The organism is Paenibacillus nanchangensis (assembly GCF_046543445.1).
Taxonomy (GTDB): Bacteria; Bacillota; Bacilli; order Paenibacillales; family Paenibacillaceae; genus Paenibacillus_AQ; species Paenibacillus_AQ nanchangensis.
The window spans coordinates 121,132-137,758 of the sequence record NZ_JBHOFD010000006.1 but is presented as its reverse complement, the minus strand read 5'-3'; the positions used below and the strand labels follow the sequence as shown (position 1 = coordinate 137,758).

At 55.4% G+C, this 16,627-nt stretch carries 14 protein-coding genes; 3 read left to right on the top strand and 11 right to left on the bottom strand.

The window, feature by feature from the left end; translation table 11 throughout:
* Positions 1 to 47 precede the first annotated feature (47 nt).
* Positions 48 to 440 (top strand): hypothetical protein, encoded by a 393-nt coding sequence (locus ACE6ED_RS06385; RefSeq protein WP_410826267.1) that lies wholly within the window; start codon positions 48 to 50, stop codon positions 438 to 440.
* A gap of 123 nt (positions 441 to 563) precedes the next feature.
* Here the strand turns inward: ACE6ED_RS06385 and ACE6ED_RS06380 are convergent, their stop codons facing one another.
* Entirely contained in the window at positions 564 to 1,613 is a 1,050-nt protein-coding gene (locus ACE6ED_RS06380; protein WP_410826266.1) for an AI-2E family transporter, read from the bottom strand.
* A 350-nt stretch (positions 1,614 to 1,963) separates the two neighbouring features.
* Positions 1,964 to 2,407 (bottom strand): Hsp20/alpha crystallin family protein, encoded by a 444-nt coding sequence (locus ACE6ED_RS06375; protein WP_410826265.1) that lies wholly within the window; start codon positions 2,405 to 2,407, stop codon positions 1,964 to 1,966.
* 388 nt (positions 2,408 to 2,795) lie between these two features.
* On the opposite strand from ACE6ED_RS06375, the gene ACE6ED_RS06370 reads away from it, so the two are divergent.
* Positions 2,796 to 4,817: a serine hydrolase domain-containing protein gene (locus ACE6ED_RS06370; RefSeq protein ID WP_410826264.1), complete on the top strand. Its 2,022-nt coding sequence runs from the start codon at positions 2,796 to 2,798 to the stop codon at positions 4,815 to 4,817.
* On the opposite strand, the gene ACE6ED_RS06365 is transcribed toward ACE6ED_RS06370, so the two are convergent.
* The 9 genes from ACE6ED_RS06365 to ACE6ED_RS06325 form a co-directional block, all read right to left on the bottom strand.
* Complete coding sequence (locus ACE6ED_RS06365) at positions 4,779 to 5,873, bottom strand: HAMP domain-containing sensor histidine kinase (protein ID WP_410826263.1); 1,095 nt, start codon at positions 5,871 to 5,873, stop codon at positions 4,779 to 4,781. The genes ACE6ED_RS06370 and ACE6ED_RS06365 overlap by 39 nt on opposite strands.
* Positions 5,870 to 6,586 (bottom strand): response regulator transcription factor, encoded by a 717-nt coding sequence (locus tag ACE6ED_RS06360; protein WP_410826262.1) that lies wholly within the window; start codon positions 6,584 to 6,586, stop codon positions 5,870 to 5,872. The genes ACE6ED_RS06365 and ACE6ED_RS06360 overlap by 4 nt, the downstream gene beginning before the upstream one ends.
* A gap of 193 nt (positions 6,587 to 6,779) precedes the next feature.
* The gene (locus ACE6ED_RS06355; RefSeq protein WP_410826261.1) at positions 6,780 to 7,676 is read right to left on the bottom strand and encodes a DNA-3-methyladenine glycosylase family protein; all 897 of its coding nucleotides are present in this window, start codon (positions 7,674 to 7,676) and stop codon (positions 6,780 to 6,782) included.
* A complete protein-coding gene (locus ACE6ED_RS06350) occupies positions 7,657 to 8,319 on the bottom strand; it encodes a methylated-DNA--[protein]-cysteine S-methyltransferase (protein WP_410826260.1) in 663 nt (220 codons plus the stop codon). Before ACE6ED_RS06350 ends, ACE6ED_RS06355 begins: the two co-directional genes overlap by 20 nt.
* A gap of 3 nt (positions 8,320 to 8,322) precedes the next feature.
* Positions 8,323 to 8,886, bottom strand: a complete 564-nt coding sequence (locus ACE6ED_RS06345; protein WP_410826259.1) for a bifunctional transcriptional activator/DNA repair enzyme AdaA — start codon at positions 8,884 to 8,886, stop codon at positions 8,323 to 8,325.
* A gap of 192 nt (positions 8,887 to 9,078) precedes the next feature.
* Entirely contained in the window at positions 9,079 to 10,068 is a 990-nt protein-coding gene (gene kdgT / locus ACE6ED_RS06340; protein ID WP_410826258.1) for a 2-keto-3-deoxygluconate transporter, read from the bottom strand.
* 223 nt (positions 10,069 to 10,291) lie between these two features.
* Complete coding sequence (locus ACE6ED_RS06335) at positions 10,292 to 11,308, bottom strand: tripartite tricarboxylate transporter substrate binding protein (protein WP_410826257.1); 1,017 nt, start codon at positions 11,306 to 11,308, stop codon at positions 10,292 to 10,294.
* A 185-nt stretch (positions 11,309 to 11,493) separates the two neighbouring features.
* Positions 11,494 to 13,809, bottom strand: a complete 2,316-nt coding sequence (locus ACE6ED_RS06330) for a helix-turn-helix domain-containing protein (RefSeq protein WP_410826256.1) — start codon at positions 13,807 to 13,809, stop codon at positions 11,494 to 11,496.
* Positions 13,810 to 14,026: 217 nt separating this feature from the next.
* Entirely contained in the window at positions 14,027 to 14,653 is a 627-nt protein-coding gene (locus tag ACE6ED_RS06325; protein WP_410826255.1) for a nucleotidyltransferase family protein, read from the bottom strand.
* Positions 14,654 to 15,294: 641 nt separating this feature from the next.
* Between ACE6ED_RS06325 and hflX the strand changes: the two genes are divergently transcribed.
* Complete coding sequence (gene hflX, locus ACE6ED_RS06320) at positions 15,295 to 16,557, top strand: GTPase HflX (RefSeq protein ID WP_410826254.1); 1,263 nt, start codon at positions 15,295 to 15,297, stop codon at positions 16,555 to 16,557.
* Positions 16,558 to 16,627 lie beyond the last annotated feature (70 nt).

The window sequence follows — 16,627 nt, the reverse complement described above, 5'->3', positions numbered from 1 at the left end:
CACTAGACGTAATAATTCAACCATTTACACCCGGAAAGAGGGATGTTATGAATATCAAACGGGTGATTGTCGTAGGAACTTTGATGATTGTCATGACAGTAGGCGGTAACTCCTGGATGACCTTAAAAGCGTCAGCCAGTCCAGTCGCCCGGTTCTCCAATGAAACGGTTGCGGACAGGGATCCCCTGCTGGATGCGCTGAACCGTCCTTCCGAAGAAGAGTTATACGATGCCCTTTACGATGGGCGGACACTTGCCGATATCGCCTCCGTTCGAGGCGCCGATCCAGACGCTGTAATTGCGCTTCAGACGAAACAGTTGTCGGAACAGCTGCAGGAGCGGCTCGACTCCGGATCCATTACGCCAGAGCAGTACAAACTGCAGATGGAGGAAGTACGCGAGATGGTTACACGCAGCTTCTATCAGCCATACGGTACATAAATAACCTGCAGCAAACCAATCGCCCCTTGTGCGGCGCGTCAACTGGACGCGCCGGCAAGGGGCGATTTGCGTGCCGCCCGGCGGGCGGTGCACTGATTTTATATATAGTTACGGTCAAACGGCTCAGTCTGCAGGTTTCGTTCCAGGCTGCGGCCGTTTGGCCTTCCGTTCCTCTTCGTTCGTAACCTCCAGAATATCCAGCAGGAACACCAGGATCGGAATGCCGAGAATCAGACCCCATACGCCCAAATAATGTTCGCCGAACAAAAGCACAATAAGCGTATAGAACATCGGCAGATTCATTTTGGAGGACATCAGTTTCGGATTTAGGAAATAACCCTCGACGAAATGCAGGACGGCAATCATAGCGAGCACATAAATCACCATGATTAAACCGCCGATGTTATAGCCGATGATACACAGCGGAACCAGGGAAATGATAAACCCGGCCACCGGGATCAGGCTCAGCAGGAATATCATGATTGCCAGGGCAAACAGGTATGGAAATCCTAAGATCGCCAGGCCAATCACCGTAAACACGGTATTAAACACTGCAATCAAAATTTGCGCTTCAATCACTTTGCCAAAGGAAGAGACAAACTTGCCGCCGAAGTATTCCAGCTCTGTGTAGAACCAGGAGATTTTGCTGTGGCGGAGCCGCGAAGTGAAGGCTACAACCCGGTTTTTCTCCAAAATAAATACAAGACTCAGGATGAGCGACAAAACGAAAGTAGTACCCCAGTTACTGATGCGAAGCACATATTCCAGCCCCCGGTTAATATAGGACTGATAATTCATTTCTTTAAGCGTGGAGTATAAATGCTGGACGATTTCATTCTGCGGCAGATCTTCAGCTTTCAAATTCACGAGGAAATCGGTCAGCTGCTTGACCTGCACAAATAGCTTGGGCGTATAATTCACCAAGGCAAACACCACCATGGCGATTAAAGCCAGATACAGGGCGATAATAATAATCTTGCTGTTGATGGTGAAGAATCTGCTTAGCCTGCGGGACAGCATCTGCTGGAAGCTGTTCATGATATAAGCGATCAGGAAGGTAAGCAGAACGAGGTTCAGCATATCCCGGATGCTGTAAATCAGCAGGCAGATCAGCAGGATAATACTGAACCGCCGGATCGTCAAATTTGCAAAAAAACGCTTAAATACTTCCATTCTCCCTCTCCATTCACCCTGCAATTGCATCTCTCTTCCCTTAAGTCTAACGTAAGGCAATCCCCCGCCGCAACTCCAATTGTGTCCGCTTTAGAAACGCGCCTCCGCTCTTAGACGAAATTTGCTATCAAACGCCATCCCGGATAATCCGTTTAAGCGGTTACATCCTTTCATCAGACCAAGGAAACAACCGTCCAGCGCTGTCTAGCGTCTTCTTTACCTTGCGGGATACGGGCAGTTTCCTCCTTTGGGGCGGGTTTTCTGTTTGTATGTAAAACAGGCTCCGCCTTTGCTGCGAGGAGAAGCCTGTTAGCAATGAAAGCTACCCGGGCGGTTGTACGCCCTTATGTTTATTTATCCGAAATTTCGATCCGCTTGCCCTGCGGCTTGGAACGTTTCGGCACCTCAAGCGACAGCAGCCCATCCTTCAGCGAAGCCCGGATGCCGTCCTCTTCAATATCCTGTACATAGAAACGGCGGATATATTCGCCATAGCGGCGTTCACGCCGGACGACTTTTTCCTGCGAATTCTCCGCTTCGCTTTCTTCCTTGCGCACTGCGCGGATCGTCAAATAAGGATGGGCGTAATCGATGTCGATATCCTCCTTGCGGAAGCCCGGCAGCTCAGCTTCAATCCGGTAAGCCTGCTCGGTCTCACGCACATCCGTCCGGAACGACAGCGCTTCACTGCGCAGCGGAGCAAAAAAGTCGTCCTGGAACATCTCGTTAAACGATTTTGCCAGCTGACTGAACGCCTCTTCCCGGCGCTTGCCAAACGGAATCAGATCAAACATGATACCATTCTCCTCTCTTTGACTTTATTTGACCTTACGCTTCTATTATAGGCCTGCAGCCTGCGAAAGCCAAAGCCGAATAACAGCAATTAGCGGCGGTTACCGGAAATAATCAAGGAAAACTGCAATGCTGCGGGTATGTTTTTTGAATTTTGACCTTCATTGACCTTTATACGCCTGTTCTCTTAATTTGGGGCATGCCTTCTGCCCTCCGCTCCTCCGTGTCCGTGTCCGTGTGAGTTGCCGGGTTCTGCGTCCGATCCGCTCCCGCGGCATTGCCGTTAAGGTAAATGTAAGATTGGCGACATGCCCGCGAAAGATCAGCAGACTATACTGAAGCAGCTTGCACCAGGAAGCACAGCCAACTGAACAAAGGAGAAGAAAAGCAATGAAAAAATGGATACTGCTAGGTGCCGCGATGACGGCTCTCTTTACCGGGCTGTTTGCCCCGACCATCCAGGCTGCGCCGGCCGGCGGAACAGATACAGCCGCAGCGGTTAAGCAGCGGATCGACCGGCTGATGGACACCGAGCTGGAACGGCTGCATATTCCGGGGGCGGCGGTTGTCGTAACCGAAGGGGAACGGATTTTGTTCAGCGGAGGATACGGTTATGCAAATGTGGAGCAGAAAAAACCTATGAATCCCGCTTCCACAGCGGTACGTATTGGTTCACTAACGAAATTGCTGACCGCGGTGGCGGCCCTGCAGCTGACAGAAGACGGCCGATTGGAGCTGCACCGCGACATCAACGCTTATACTTCAGCGTACCAGGTTCCCAGCTTTCCCGGGCATCCTCTTACACTGCATCATCTGCTCACGCATACGTCGGGACTGGACCAGTCGCTCTACGGCGTGATGTTTGGCAGTGAAGGGGAACAAAAGGCGGGAGACAACGGGAACTCAAGCAGTCTAGGCGGGGATACCGCGGCGTCCGATTTATATTTGAAAAATTATTTTAAGACCCAGCCGCCTGTACGGCCTCCCGGAGAACGGTTCGAATACGCCAATATCAATTACGGCATTATCGCCAGTTTGATCGGGCAGACGGACGGGGGCGGGTATACGAAGTATATGGCCGAGCATCTGTTTCGTCCTTTGGAGATGAACAACGCCGCTCTGGATGTTAAGGACGAGAACCCGGATCAGCCAGTTTCGTATAGCTATACCGGCAAGGAATATGAAAAGAAGCCTTACGATCATTTCCGGCTGTTGGGAGCGGGAGAAATTAGTATGACGCCCGAACAGTTTTCACATGTTATGGTCGCGCTGCTGAACGAAGGACAATACAAAAACCGGCAAATTCTGAAGCCGGAAACCGTCAAGGCGATGCAGGCATTGCAATATACCCCCCATCCAGAGCTGGACGGGTTCGGCTACTCGCTATACCGTTCGGCGCTGCCGGATGGAACCCCCATGTTGCAGCATACGGGCGAGGTGGACGGTTTCTTGTCCGAAATGACACTCCTCCCCTCAGCGCGTATCGGGATTTATGTTGTCGTCAATGCGTTGGAGTCGGATCTAGCCCTGCATCGAGAGGTCGTATCCGAGGTACTTGCGGCGATCCCGGAAGTTCATCGCACCCAAGAAGGCAATGGCAGCGGAGCAGCTGCCGGAGGGAATAACAAGGACAGCGGCGCCGCGCAGCAGGAAAAACCACAGAAAGGAGAACAAGCAGCGGTATCCGATGCGGCAGATGAAAACCTGGAGCAGTATGCAGGATATTACAGCTATCGTATAAGCCCCGTGCACGGCTGGGGACGGTGGGTCCGTTTTTTTGAGGGAGCAAGCTTTAAGGTTGCCGCGGGGGAAAACGGCCTGAATGTAACCGGCAAATTTCCGAGCGGAGAAGGAGACGCCGAAACCAAAGCTTTTATCCCGGCGGGTAACGGCTTGTTTAAAGAGCAGGACGGGCCGCTAAAAATATGGATGCATCAAGTTCGCGGGGAATGGAAGCTGACCGGGATCGACGAAGTGACGATGGACCGGCTGTCTTTTGCAGAACATCCGAAGATTCTCCTGACAATTTACGTACTGTTGGCGGTTATATGGCCGGCTGTGCTGCTGTACCAACTGGTCCGGCAGGCGGTGCGGAAATTCCGGCGCCGTGCATCGGCTCCGCTATCGATTCCTCTGCTGGCGATCCCGGTCTTGTTCATTGTATATCTGCCGGTTCACTTCCTGTACGCCCTTGTCCGGATGACCTATGGCTTCCCCGCCTGGTATCGCATCGGCGTCTGTTCTCTGCCATTTGCCGCTTCGGCGGTTGCCTTGGTGCTGCTGGTCAAATATGGACGCCAGTTGGCACGGGGCGAACGGCCTCCGGTTCTTTCCTGCGCAGTTGCCGTCATGGCGCTGGTTCATACAGGTTTTTTATTGTATTGGAACATGCTGTCGATCCACCTGTTCTGAGGCTTTGCCGCCAATTCCGAGCGTGAACCGGAAAACAGTTTTGCCCTGGACAGGAACAAGTTCAAGCGTGCCTCCATGCAGCTCGGCCGTTTTCCGGGCGATGGACAACCCGAGGCCGGTGCCGCCGCGGCTTCCGCGCGCATCGTCTCCCCTGACAAACGGGTCAAATATCGTGCTCGCAAGCGGTTCGGCGATACCGCCGCCGTGATCCGCCACCGTCAGCTCAGCCAGCCCTCCGGTCTGCCGCAGACGGAGCACGACCTCCGTCCCTGGCGGGCCATAGTTAAGCGTATTGGACAGCAGGTTGGAGACGGCGCGCCGTACAAGCTTGGTGTCGAAAGCGAAGACGAAGCTGCTCCGGGGGAGATCTACCGTCAACGGCATCTTTTTGCCCGCAAACAGTTCGTAGTACTCCGCGGCAAGCTCACGAACAAGCTCTACCAAATCAGAAGGAGCAGGAGAAAGCGGATAATCGGGGCTATCCAGGCTGGAAAAACGGGTTAAATCCTCAATCAGTGCCGTTAAATGGGCAGACTTTTGGCTGATCAGCTCCAAATACCGTTCCCGCTTCGATTCGTTTTCCGCCATACCGAGCCGCAGCGCCTGGGCATATCCCTGAATGGTTGTTACGGGGGTTTTCAGGTCATGGGACAAGTCGGCGAGCAGCCGGCTGCGTGACTCTTCCAATCTGCGGTTCTTGGCCTGTGCCCGCTCAAGCGCTTCGGACATGGCATTCAGATGCTCCTGAATGACCGCAATTTCATAGCCCCCCTTATAGTCCAGGCGCTGTCCGTACCGCCCTTCCGCCATCTCCCGGATCCCCTCGGCGATTCCTTCCAGCGGCCGGGCAACCGTACGTGCGGTCCACAGCTTGTACAACCATGCATTCAGTCCATGGAGCGCCAGGAATGACAGCAGCCAGCCCAAACCGACCTCCAGATTGGCCGAGGTAAAACGGAGCACCAACAGCAGCATACCGATGCTGGTCACGCCCATAAGCAGCATAAAAAAAAGATAGGCTTTCATCATGCTGTGAGACAAACGGGCCGGCTTCATGGGAACTCCTCTCTCCGGGCGAACTTGTAGCCGATCCCCCGGACCGAACGAATGTATAAGGGCTGCTTGGGATGATCTTCGATTTTGCCGCGGAGCCGGGAAATATGGACCATCACGGTGTTCGCATCTTCGTGGTAATAATCAGCCCATACCCGCTCGAACAGCTGTTGTTTGGTGAAAATCCGTCCAGGCGAAGACATAAAAACTTCAAGCAGCTTATATTCCAGTGCGGTAAGCTCCACCGGCTCACCCTGCTTGGTTACTGCGCACTCCCGCCGGTCGAGCGCCAGGTCCCCGATGCGAACCGTTTCTTCCGTTCCCGCTGCGGCTGCTTCCCCGCCAAAATCATAGGCGCGCCGCAGCAGCGCCTGCACCCTGGCCACAACCTCCAGCGGATTAAACGGTTTGGCTATAAAATCGTCGGCGCCGAGATACAGCCCGAGAATTTTGTCGGTATCGGCATTTTTGGCAGAGAGCAGGATCACCGGGAGACGATGACGGGCCCGCAGCCGTTTAAGCAGCTCCGATCCATCCAGCCGCGGCATCATGATATCGACCACCGCAAGGTGCACCGGTCTCCCGCTCTCAATGAGGCTCCAGGCTTCCTCGCCATCATGGGCCTCAAGCACAGCAAGCCCCGCCTGTTCGAGAAACAAGCGGAGCAGCTCGGTTATTTCAGGTTCGTCGTCTACCAGCAATACAGTTCTTGTCATGGCCAGGCTCCTTTGCTGCAATACAGGGGCGCTGCGCGCCGCAGCTGTCTCTCCCCCGCGGAATGTAGAAGTTATGTTGTCTAACCTACTATACATTCGGAGTCTGACAATTGAAATCCTTGACTTCTTATCAAAATATTGAATGCGGCTTAAAGTCTTTTATTCATACCGCACCTTAGTACAGTCCGCACCTTTAATACAGCGCCCTCCACAAGTAAAAAACAGCGTAGCTCTCCCAGCCGGGCCAGCGGACGAACAGCTCGCGCAGCTCGGGCAGCGTCGGCTTGCGGTCCATGCCGGTCAGCGCTTTGACCGCGTTCTGCAGGCCGACGTCCCCATACGGCACCGCTGTCAGATCACGCAGGCAGCGCATTCGCACGTATTGGGCCGTCCATGGGCCAACGCCCCGGATCGCCGTCAGCTCCCGCTCTGCTTCCTCCCCGCTCAATCCCGCCAGCCGCTCCCGGCTGATCCGGCCGGATGCGAGCCATTCGGCTGTTTCCCGGATGGCTCTTGCTTTATTTCGCGTCAGCTGCAGACCGGTCAGTTCCTCCCCTTCGGCCGCAGCCATCCGTTCAGGGCCGGGAAACAGGCGGTATGTCCGGCCGTTCCACTGCAGGGATTCCCCGTAAGCTTCAGCTAGTCTTTTCTTAAGCGTATAGGCAAAAGTGAGGTTGACCTGCTGCCCGACAATGGCCCAGCACAGCGCTTCGAACAGATCGGGCACGCCAATCAGCCTCAGACCGTAGAAGCGCTCAGCAAGGGGACCAAGCAGGGCATCCTCCGCGGCCATCCGGTAAAACGGCCGCAGGTCGCGGTCCAGATCAAACCACTCCGCCGCATACCTCAGCAGCTCCGGACCATCCTCCTCAAGCAGGGAGTCTCCTGCCAGCCGCTCAATCCCCAGCCTTCCGGGAGCCGACCAGTCAAACCGGATGAGAACAAGCCTGCCGTCCAGCCGGAGCAGCCGGTTTACCCCCCGGGGATCCGCTTCATACAGGCATTCAAGCGGGGAGCGCTCCAGATAGTCCAGGCAGACTGCCGGATCAAATTCATCCGGCAGCATCCGTTCAAAACGCAAACCGGTCATGCCCCTTTACGGTAAAGCGGGTAATTCCCTCCAGCTCCAGCAGCTCCTGCTTCAGCACCAGCCCGCCCCGGTAACCGGTTAAGGTGCCGTTTGTGCCAATGACGCGGTGGCATGGCAGGATAATGGGCAGCGGGTTTTTGCCGTTAGCCGCACCAACCGCCCGCATGGCTTGGGGTCTGCCCACAAGGGCCGCCAGCTCCTTGTAACTGATCATTTCGCCATAGGGAATCCGGCCCAGCGCAAGCCACACCTCCCGCTGAAACGCCGTCCCCCGCACATCAAGCGGAATTCCCGCAAACGTCTCCGGCTGCCCGGCAAAATAACGCTCCATCCGTTCAACCGCTCCCCATTCGGCAAACGGCCCTTTGTCCTGCCGGATCTCGGCCCCCGGAACGGTTTTGGCAGCCCAGTCCCGAAGGGTCTCCTCTGTTTCATGCTGGAACGATATCCGGCAAATTCCCCGGCCGGTCGCGATCAGCGTCCAAGGTCTGCCGCCCAGGTCCAGCTTGTACAGATACAGTCTTGGCTCGGTTAAATCATGGGCTTGTTGGTTTACAGATTGGTTTACAGGTTGATTCAGCGATTGGTTTATAGATTGGTTCATAGACTGGTTCATCGTTTGACTCACAAAATGATTCATCATTCGTTATCCCTCCTTATGCTGCCTGCGATAGTCTCCAGGTGTAAATCCGGTCCGTTCCCGGAACCAGGCGCTAAAATGAGAGGCGCCCCGGAAGCCGGCCGACTCCGCTACGGCCCGCACCTCCATCTCCGACTGGGCTAAACACTGCTTGGCCCAACCCAGCCGCACTTCATCCAGCGCTGCTGCGGGTGAGCGCCCGGTTACACGGGTGTACGTCCGCTGCAGATGAAACGGGCTGACCGCCAGTGAACCGGCGAGCTCCTTCAGCGTGAGATGCTCGGCAAACCGCACGCGAATGATAGCATCCACTTGAGCCGCCAGCGCGGCGTCCGGGCTCAATCTGCCGTTTTCCTCCGGACGGCACCGCTTGCACGGACGAAAGCCATCCCGGACAGCAGCCTCCAAGGAGGGATAAAACGTCACGTTTTCCCGTTTGGGCGTTCTGGCCCGGCAGGAGGGCCGGCACACAATCCCAGTTGTCCGCACGCCGGTATAAAAGACGCCGTCATACGTCGCTTCCTTGGCGGCGACTGTCTCATAGATCCGGTCAAATAGTTGGGCGTCCATCCGCGATCCCTCCTTCTACGGAACAGTATAAACGATTTAGCGGAACGGCAGCAGTCCCGCCGGCTATGAGCGCAACATTTCGATAGTCCGGGCGGGCCGCCCACGAAGAGGTTGACTTCGCACAGAGCAAAGCAGGCCTGTACGAAGGAGTTGCCTTCGTACAGGCCTGCTGCAAACTGCTGTTAGTTCCCGTTACAATGCCTTTTGTGCCGGGGCATCCGGTACCTGCGGCATCTTTTTTTTCGCATAGTCAGAATAATAAGCGGTAATGATCGGAACCAGGATCGAGGTGACGATCACCGCGGCCGCCACCAGCGCAGTTGCCGCTTCGGCGGCCGGCAGGAATTCCGGCTTCAGGTTCGCCACCAGCATCGGGTTGGCTACAGCCGCACCTGCCGTACTGGAAGCTGCGATGCCCGCCGTTCCGTTGCCGCCGCCGATGAACCGGTCGGAGAGAATCAGCGGAATACCGGTGATGATGATAACGCCAACGCCAAGCAGGATGCCGAGCAGTCCGGTATCTACAATTACACGCAGGTCAATCGAATTGCCGAGCGCGAAGCCGAAAAACGGAATGAGCGTTTGGGTCGCCTTGCCAAAGTAAGCGCGTAGGTCGTGGTCCAGGTTGCCGAGCAAAAAACCGATCAGGAACGGCAGGACCGCGCCTACAAACACATGCGGTTCAAAAACGGCAACGCCCGTGCTGCCAAGAATCAGCATCGTAACGAGCGGGCCGGACTCAATGGACATCAGAACAAACGCGCCGGCCTCTTCTTTGGTACCATACTGCTGCATAATCGAAGCATACAAGCCGCCATTGGTCATATCCATCGCCGAAACAATCGCCAGAACGGAAAGGCCGGCGAAAAAGCCGGATTGAACGCCGCCTTCAGGCAGAAACTGTACCGCAATCATTGCAACTACCCAGGCAACCGCAATTTTGGTCAAAACCAGCGTACCCGATTTACGAAGCACGGTGCCTGTGGCGCGGACGTCGATGGAAGCTCCCATACAGAAAAACCATACTGCAAGGATCGGCACAGTGCCGGTCATGAGGCCTTTGGTGAACCCGCCAAAATAATCGCCTGCGCCAGGTGCAAACGTATGAATAATCGCGCCGAGGAACAGGGGAACCAGCATCATGCCGCCGGGGATTTTATCCAATGTCTTTTTAATTTTCATAAATAGTACCTTACCTTTCTTATCACAAGTTAAATACTATATAACTCTCAAATAGTTAATATTTACATTTTGTGTGTGCAGGGAGCCGTCTTCCGCTCCGTGGTCCTTTCCGGCATGCTTCGTTTAAGCCCTCATACAGACTCGAAACTGAGAAAAGAAAGCGTTTGCAGACTCCGCATGCCCGGTCAGCCGTCAACACGTACGGCATTCAGGCGTATTCACTTTACTTGTGCTCCAGTCCGAGCTCAGGAATCATTTTGGCGAACCGGTCATGGTTCTCTTTGAGCTGTCTGGTGAACTCCTTGCCGTCGCGGACCCGGATCCCCAGCCCGTTTTCTTTCATAAAATCCTTAAATTCCTTTTCTTCCGTCCCTTTAATGAACGCCTCCGCCAATTGATCCGCAATGGCGTCCGGCGTATCCTTCGGCACGGCCAATCCCCGGAACGTTCCGATGAATTCGGCGTCCACGCCAGTCTCTTCTTTCAGCGTAGGCACATCCGGAAGCGCCTCGGACCGTTCATCTCCGTCAATAGCCAGCGTCCGCAGCGTGCCGTTGTCCACATAAGCCTTCACTTCGGCCGGACTAACCGGTACGGCATCCACAAAACCGCTCACAAGCGCGGATACCGCAGGGCCAGCCCCCTCAAACGGGATGTGGGCGAACTGCACGCCCGTTCCACGCTCCAGCGTAATCGCCGCCAAGTGCCAAATGCTGCCTGTGCCGGCGTTGCCCATTTTAACTTCTCCTGGATGCGCTTTCGCGTAATCCAAAAACTCGCCAACCGTCTTCCATGGCGCTCCCGCCCGGACCGTGATGGCGGAGGGATCGTAATTCGTCTGCGCAATGGGCTTAAAATCTTCATAAGTAATCGGCAGCAGTCCCAAGTGGGGAAGCGTTGTCAATTCCGCCACCAGGTAGGTTACGGTGTATCCGTCTCCTTTTGCCTGGGCGCCTTCCATCAGTCCTACGGAACCTCCGCCTCCCGTCCGGTTTACCACCATAATGGGCTGGCTGAGGTGCTTTTCCGCCGCTTTCGCCAGCGCTCTTGCCGTCTTGTCCGTTCCGCCTCCTGCCGCATAAGGCACAACCAGCGTTACGGGCTTGTGTGGAAAATCGGCCGCTGTGTCCGCGCGCTCCGAATCTGCGGCTCTGTAAAAACCTATAATGACGGCGGTGAGAACGGCCACAGCAGCCGCTACCCGCATCCCCCGGTATTTACGATCCGTTTTCTTTTCCAAAGCGATCCCTCATTTCCTATTCAGTTATGTCCCCGCGGGTGCCTGCCGGACTATGTGTCATCCAATAGATTTTTCCGCGCCCGCCCGCCGCGATCACCTCCAAGTTGTACTTGTTTTCACCAGCTGTGAAAGTTTTCTCAACTGGAGTGTAACGCACGGCCGCGGACGCGCACAATCGTATAATCTTATTTTGGATCGTCAGAAACGCCGGAACGGCGCGGTTTTGGCCGATCTGCATATTCATCGGAATATTTGCTGGTTTCCCGGTATTTGCCCGGAGTAATCGATTTCACTTTGCGGAAAGCACGGATAAAGCTGTTTTCGTTCTGATACCCGACCTGCTGGGCGATATCGGCGATTTTGAGCGGGGTGTCCCGCAGAAGCTCGCTTGCTTTTTCAATCCGGAGGGCCGTTAAATATTCGTATACGGTTGTTCCGGTCTCTTCTTTAAAAATGGTGCTGACAGACGATACCCCCATTCCCACATGTGAGGCTACGTCCTGCAGACCGATATTCAAATGCATATGGCTGTTCATATATTCGATCATGGCCTGAACCAGCTGGTATTCTTTCGTCAGGCGCCGCTGTCCGGACTGTTCAGCAAGCCGATGCACAATCCGGATAAGCATCTCCTCAATCTCCGTCAAATCCATGCTAAGCAGCTGCTTCGACGTATAATCCGCCAATTCTTCCGGGAGCTCATAGCCCCCGGCGGCCGCATAACGTTCCATTTCTTCAAGCAGCTCGCCCGCCGAGCGGATCACTTGCTGCGGCGCGGCGGCTTTTTTGCGGCAGCCCGCCGCCCATTTGGCGATCCAATCCGCCGCCGTGCCGCCGTCCGACGCTTTGACCGCATGGACGACTTCAGCCCTCCAGGAATCCTCCGTCCCCGGCTGGACCGAAGCCGGACCCGGAGAGTCCAAACCCTCATGGTAAAATCTAAGATGCCCATAACCTGCGTAAACCCGCTCCGAGAGCGCAGCTTGCGCTTCGGCATAAGAACGGGGCAGTTCCTGCAGCCCGTCCGCTTCGCCGCCGACTCCGGCGGATACCGAGACATGAAGCAGTTCCTTCAGCATCCCCTGCAGGGCCGATAGTTCATCTCTGAGAGAGACATTTGCCTCTTTCGGCTGCAGCAGCACAGCGAGACCCGGCAGCTCGGCCGTAGCGGTCACAACGCGGAAGGACTGGCCCAGCTTTTCCATAATGATATTGTTTAAGGCATACTTCAGCAGCATCTGATCTTCTTCCCGGTAGGCGGCCGACCACTGGGCGTACCGGTCGATTGACAGCACCGCAACCCGAAACGGCCCTTCCTTCCAATCCTGAAAATAATGCTCCCACTTGGTGCGCATGTCGAGCGCGCCAAGGCTCCGGGCAAGAAGGTCCTGCACAAATTTGGAGCGAAGCTCGGGCAGACTCCATTCCGCCACCCGCGCTTTGCTCTGAAAGTCACCCACCAGCTTGCCGATCACCGGCTCCAGCTCATGCAGGTTGCCGCCACCGGCCTGTTCAGGATTCAGCAGCCGGTTGATCCGCTTCAACGGCCGGAACGCCGCGTAGTTATAGTAATAAATCGCCGCACAGCCGGCTGCAATGGAGATTAAAGAGATCAGCAGCATCATGTTGCGCGCCATTTTTACATTCTTAAGCAGCTCCTCCATTGGAACAAGCGAGACCAGCCTCCAGCCGGTTACATCCGAAAACGTCTGGTTGGCCATGTATTCCTGCCCACCAAGCGTCACGTAGGCGAACGGCCGCACATCGATTTCGGCCAACACGCCTTCCATCTCAGAGGGAGGGACGGGAGCATTCAGCTTCGGATAAATCAGCGCTCCTTCCAGATCGTACACATATTGATAGCTGGATAAATGCGTATACATTTTGGAGAACAGCCGGTCATAATCCATATCGACCATTACGGCCCCGCTGACCTTCCCGTTCGTCAAAATAGGCCGGACCAGAGACAGCAGCTCCGTGCCGCCCGCGGGCGTCCGCCCGTCTTCAAGCGTTCTTCGTTTGAGCAGCAGCGGCTTGTCCTGGATTTGCCCGATCCATTCCGTCCAGCCGGTATCGCGGGCTTCACGCCAATCGGCGGTAAACCCGTCCGCACTGGACAGCAGGGAACGGTCCGCGAACTTCATTACGCTGATAGCGTGAAGATCCGGTCCGGTTGTAAGCGTCCGCAAATAAGACAGCGGTTCTTCCGCCTCCCCTGCGCTTACCGGCGTATCAGCGTTTATATATTTCAATACAGCGCTATGAAAGGTCAGATCCACCGCCTTGGCGTCGGATTCCCGGATCGCCCGGTTCATCACATCCAGATTAATTTGCAGCAGCTCCACATTCGGCGTGTTAAGCTCCGTGTCGAGCACTTCTCTGTATTTGGAATAGGAATACAGCCCAATGGCCAGGATCAGTAACGAAACGCCAAGCGTCAGCGTCAGGATCAGGCGGGTCTGTTTGTTTTTCAGTACGGTTTTGATGATAAAACGGAGCATATCGGCTGATTCATCCTTCCTCTTGTCGAGCCCCCAAAGGCGTAGCGCCTCCGAAACTTATCCTATTTCAACGCCTGTTTTGCCAATTCCTGCGATACATGTGAACGTTTTCGTGAATTTTAATTATATCAGTGCATCCCAGCTCCGCCGGATGTTCTTTTATTGTAACAGGCATGAAATGGAAAGGGCACCCTGAAGCGGGTGCCCTGCAGCGGTTCTAAACCGGCTGATTCAACGTAATCGCGCCATATAAAGGATGCGGATCTCCTGCATCGTTCCAGCCGACCGCCGTTAATTCCGGCCATTTTCCCAGCCACTTGGACACTTTGGCGAGATACGCCGGCTCGCCGATCAGTTTTTTGTTGGGGCGGACCATCAAATGGAACAAATCCTCCAGTCCGAATGGCGCGTAAAGCGTCCACGTTTCCTCTGAATTGCGGCGTAATCCAAGAGAAGAGGCCGTAGTGGGCCATGAGTTGATTGCATCCTCCACACTGATGTAAGGAGCCAGGGGGATACCGTACTTCTCCGTGTACCATACATGAACCCGGGCCTGATTTTTGATATCAAGGCGGACAGGAAGATCTTCGAATAGCAGACGACCGGCCTGAATTACGCAATCTTCCGCTTCATAAGATAAATCGCGTCCGTCATAATACACAATATCTACGTCTTCGATCCCATAAGCCAGGGGCCGGCCGGTCAGCCGGTTCCATACTGTCTGCACGATGCAGCCTGCCCCGATATAATAATTGCCGAGTCCAAGCGCCCCCGCCCGGTTCATTACTTCCATCAGCATGCCGTGTTCCTGAACGGCGGCCAACAATTCCTTGGTGTAACGCATGGGTCTCCTCCTTATTGCCGCGTAACCAGGCACTCGAACGCAGCCGGTATACTTTAATTATACTTGTTTGTTCCCAACTTCCCGATCAGTTCACATGTTATACTAACCGTACATTTTTAGGAACGGAGGGGCTGCAATCGTGATTGATTTTATCCGGGTTCGCTCAATGCGCGGCTAGCGAATTGAATAGCGCCAATGCTCTGCTCTGTGCAGAGGACTCAGGATAGGTCTGTCCGTTGTACCCTATACCCTGTCCCTACCGGCGATTCTTCGCCAGGGACTTTCCCCCTTATGCATTTACTGTGCTGGCTGTGGATTGCATGGTTCCTCATCATTCTAGGGAACATTGTTCCGCAGTGCATCCGCCACAGTTCTGCAGTTCTGCGGAATGTTACCTAAGACACGACGCAGGAATTAACAGGGGGGAAACTGTGTATGACGACCGCGAACGGCTGGAAAGCGCCGCGCGTTTCCTCCCTTCGCCGTCCCTACAAGGACTGATCCGCACAGGCAGCGGGATGCCTGTGTTTTTTTGCATGCATCCCGCCGCCTTACGCGGGACATAAGGACAGCACTTCATCCGTGTCTTCCGGCGCTGAGATTTTTCTCAGACCAAAATAAGAAACGGAGATGAAGGATAGATGAGAAAAACAACACCTTTAGTGATTATGGCCGGTGTACGGCTGCAGCAGGATATTCATTTTGAAGACGCTATGGAGGAGCTCCGCCAGCTGGCCGAGGCGTGCGAACTGCAAGTGGGAGGCAGCTTGACCCAACAGGCGGACAAAATAAATACCTCTCATTACCTCGGGAGCGGTAAACTGCAGGAGCTGAAAGCGATGCGGGAGGCTGCCAATGCTGACGCCGTCATCATCAATGACGAACTGACGCCTTCGCAGCTCCGCAACCTGGAGACAGCCCTCGGGATCGAGGTGCTGGACCGGACGATGCTCATCCTGAATATATTCGCCCGGCGGGCCCGGACCCGGGAAGCTCAGCTCCAGGTGGAAACCGCCCGGCTGCGGTATATGCTGCCCCGGCTTACGGGAATGAGCGAATCGCTTGGACGCCAGGGCGGAGGCTCGGGACTCGTGAACCGCGGCTCTGGTGAAACGAAGCTGGAGCTGGACCGCAGACGTGTTGAGGAGCGTATCGCCGCGCTGCAGACGGAGCTGGACAGACAGGTGGCCCGCCGCCAGCTGCAGCGCCGCCGCAGACACAAAAACGAATGGCCCGTCGTCTGCCTTGTCGGCTACACCAATGCCGGCAAATCAACGCTGATGAATGCGATTGTGGAGCATTATCACCCGGACCCGGACAAAAAAGTACTGGCCAAAAATATGCTGTTCGCCACGCTCGACACTTCCGTGCGGCGCATCGATCTTCCGGACCGGAAGTCGTTCCTGCTGACGGATACCGTCGGCTTCGTCAGCCGTTTACCCCATCATCTGGTCAAAGCCTTCCGCTCCACGCTGGAAGAAGTGACAGAAGCCGACCTGCTGATTCACGTCGCCGACCTGTCGAGTCCGCACATGGAGCGGCAGATCGAGGTGACCCGGCAGACGTTGAAGGAGCTTGGAGCAGACCGCATCCCCGTCGTTTATGCCTATAACAAAGCCGATCTTGCGGGAGTGAAGCATCCCGCTGCCGCCCAGGACTCGGTAACGCTGTCAGCATTCCGGCAGCAGGGGATCGGGGAATTGATCGGGCAGATCCGGGAACGGGTGTTTACGGATTACGTCCGCTGCGAGCTGCTGATTCCGTTCGACCGCGGCGATATCGTCTCTTACTTCAACGAGCACGCCGATGTGCGTGAGGTGGAATATGAGGAGTCGGGAACTCGGCTGAAGCTGGAATGCCGGGCGGCCGACTACGCCAAATACCGGGAACTGCTGCAGGGCTGAGCGTCCCGCGGTCCGGCGCCTGCCGGCAAAAACCAAAGTTCACTGAAACTGCCGCCCAGGTTGCGGGTCA

Excerpts from the sequence above, each read along its gene's own strand:
- ACE6ED_RS06385 (WP_410826267.1), top strand. The coding sequence starts at position 48 with ATGAATATCAAACGGGTGATTGTCGTAGGAACTTTGATGATTGTCATG.
- ACE6ED_RS06380 (WP_410826266.1), bottom strand. The coding sequence starts at position 1,613 with ATGGAAGTATTTAAGCGTTTTTTTGCAAATTTGACGATCCGGCGGTTC.
- kdgT (WP_410826258.1), bottom strand. The coding sequence starts at position 10,068 with ATGAAAATTAAAAAGACATTGGATAAAATCCCCGGCGGCATGATGCTG.
- ACE6ED_RS06345 (WP_410826259.1), bottom strand. The coding sequence starts at position 8,886 with ATGGACGCCCAACTATTTGACCGGATCTATGAGACAGTCGCCGCCAAG.
- ACE6ED_RS06350 (WP_410826260.1), bottom strand. The coding sequence starts at position 8,319 with ATGATGAATCATTTTGTGAGTCAAACGATGAACCAGTCTATGAACCAA.
- ACE6ED_RS06375 (WP_410826265.1), bottom strand. The coding sequence starts at position 2,407 with ATGTTTGATCTGATTCCGTTTGGCAAGCGCCGGGAAGAGGCGTTCAGT.
- ACE6ED_RS06360 (WP_410826262.1), bottom strand. The coding sequence starts at position 6,586 with ATGACAAGAACTGTATTGCTGGTAGACGACGAACCTGAAATAACCGAG.
- ACE6ED_RS06325 (WP_410826255.1), bottom strand. The coding sequence starts at position 14,653 with ATGCGTTACACCAAGGAATTGTTGGCCGCCGTTCAGGAACACGGCATG.
- hflX (WP_410826254.1), top strand. The coding sequence starts at position 15,295 with ATGAGAAAAACAACACCTTTAGTGATTATGGCCGGTGTACGGCTGCAG.
- ACE6ED_RS06370 (WP_410826264.1), top strand. The coding sequence starts at position 2,796 with ATGAAAAAATGGATACTGCTAGGTGCCGCGATGACGGCTCTCTTTACC.
- ACE6ED_RS06365 (WP_410826263.1), bottom strand. The coding sequence starts at position 5,873 with ATGAAGCCGGCCCGTTTGTCTCACAGCATGATGAAAGCCTATCTTTTT.
- ACE6ED_RS06330 (WP_410826256.1), bottom strand. The coding sequence starts at position 13,809 with ATGCTCCGTTTTATCATCAAAACCGTACTGAAAAACAAACAGACCCGC.
- ACE6ED_RS06355 (WP_410826261.1), bottom strand. The coding sequence starts at position 7,676 with ATGACCGGTTTGCGTTTTGAACGGATGCTGCCGGATGAATTTGATCCG.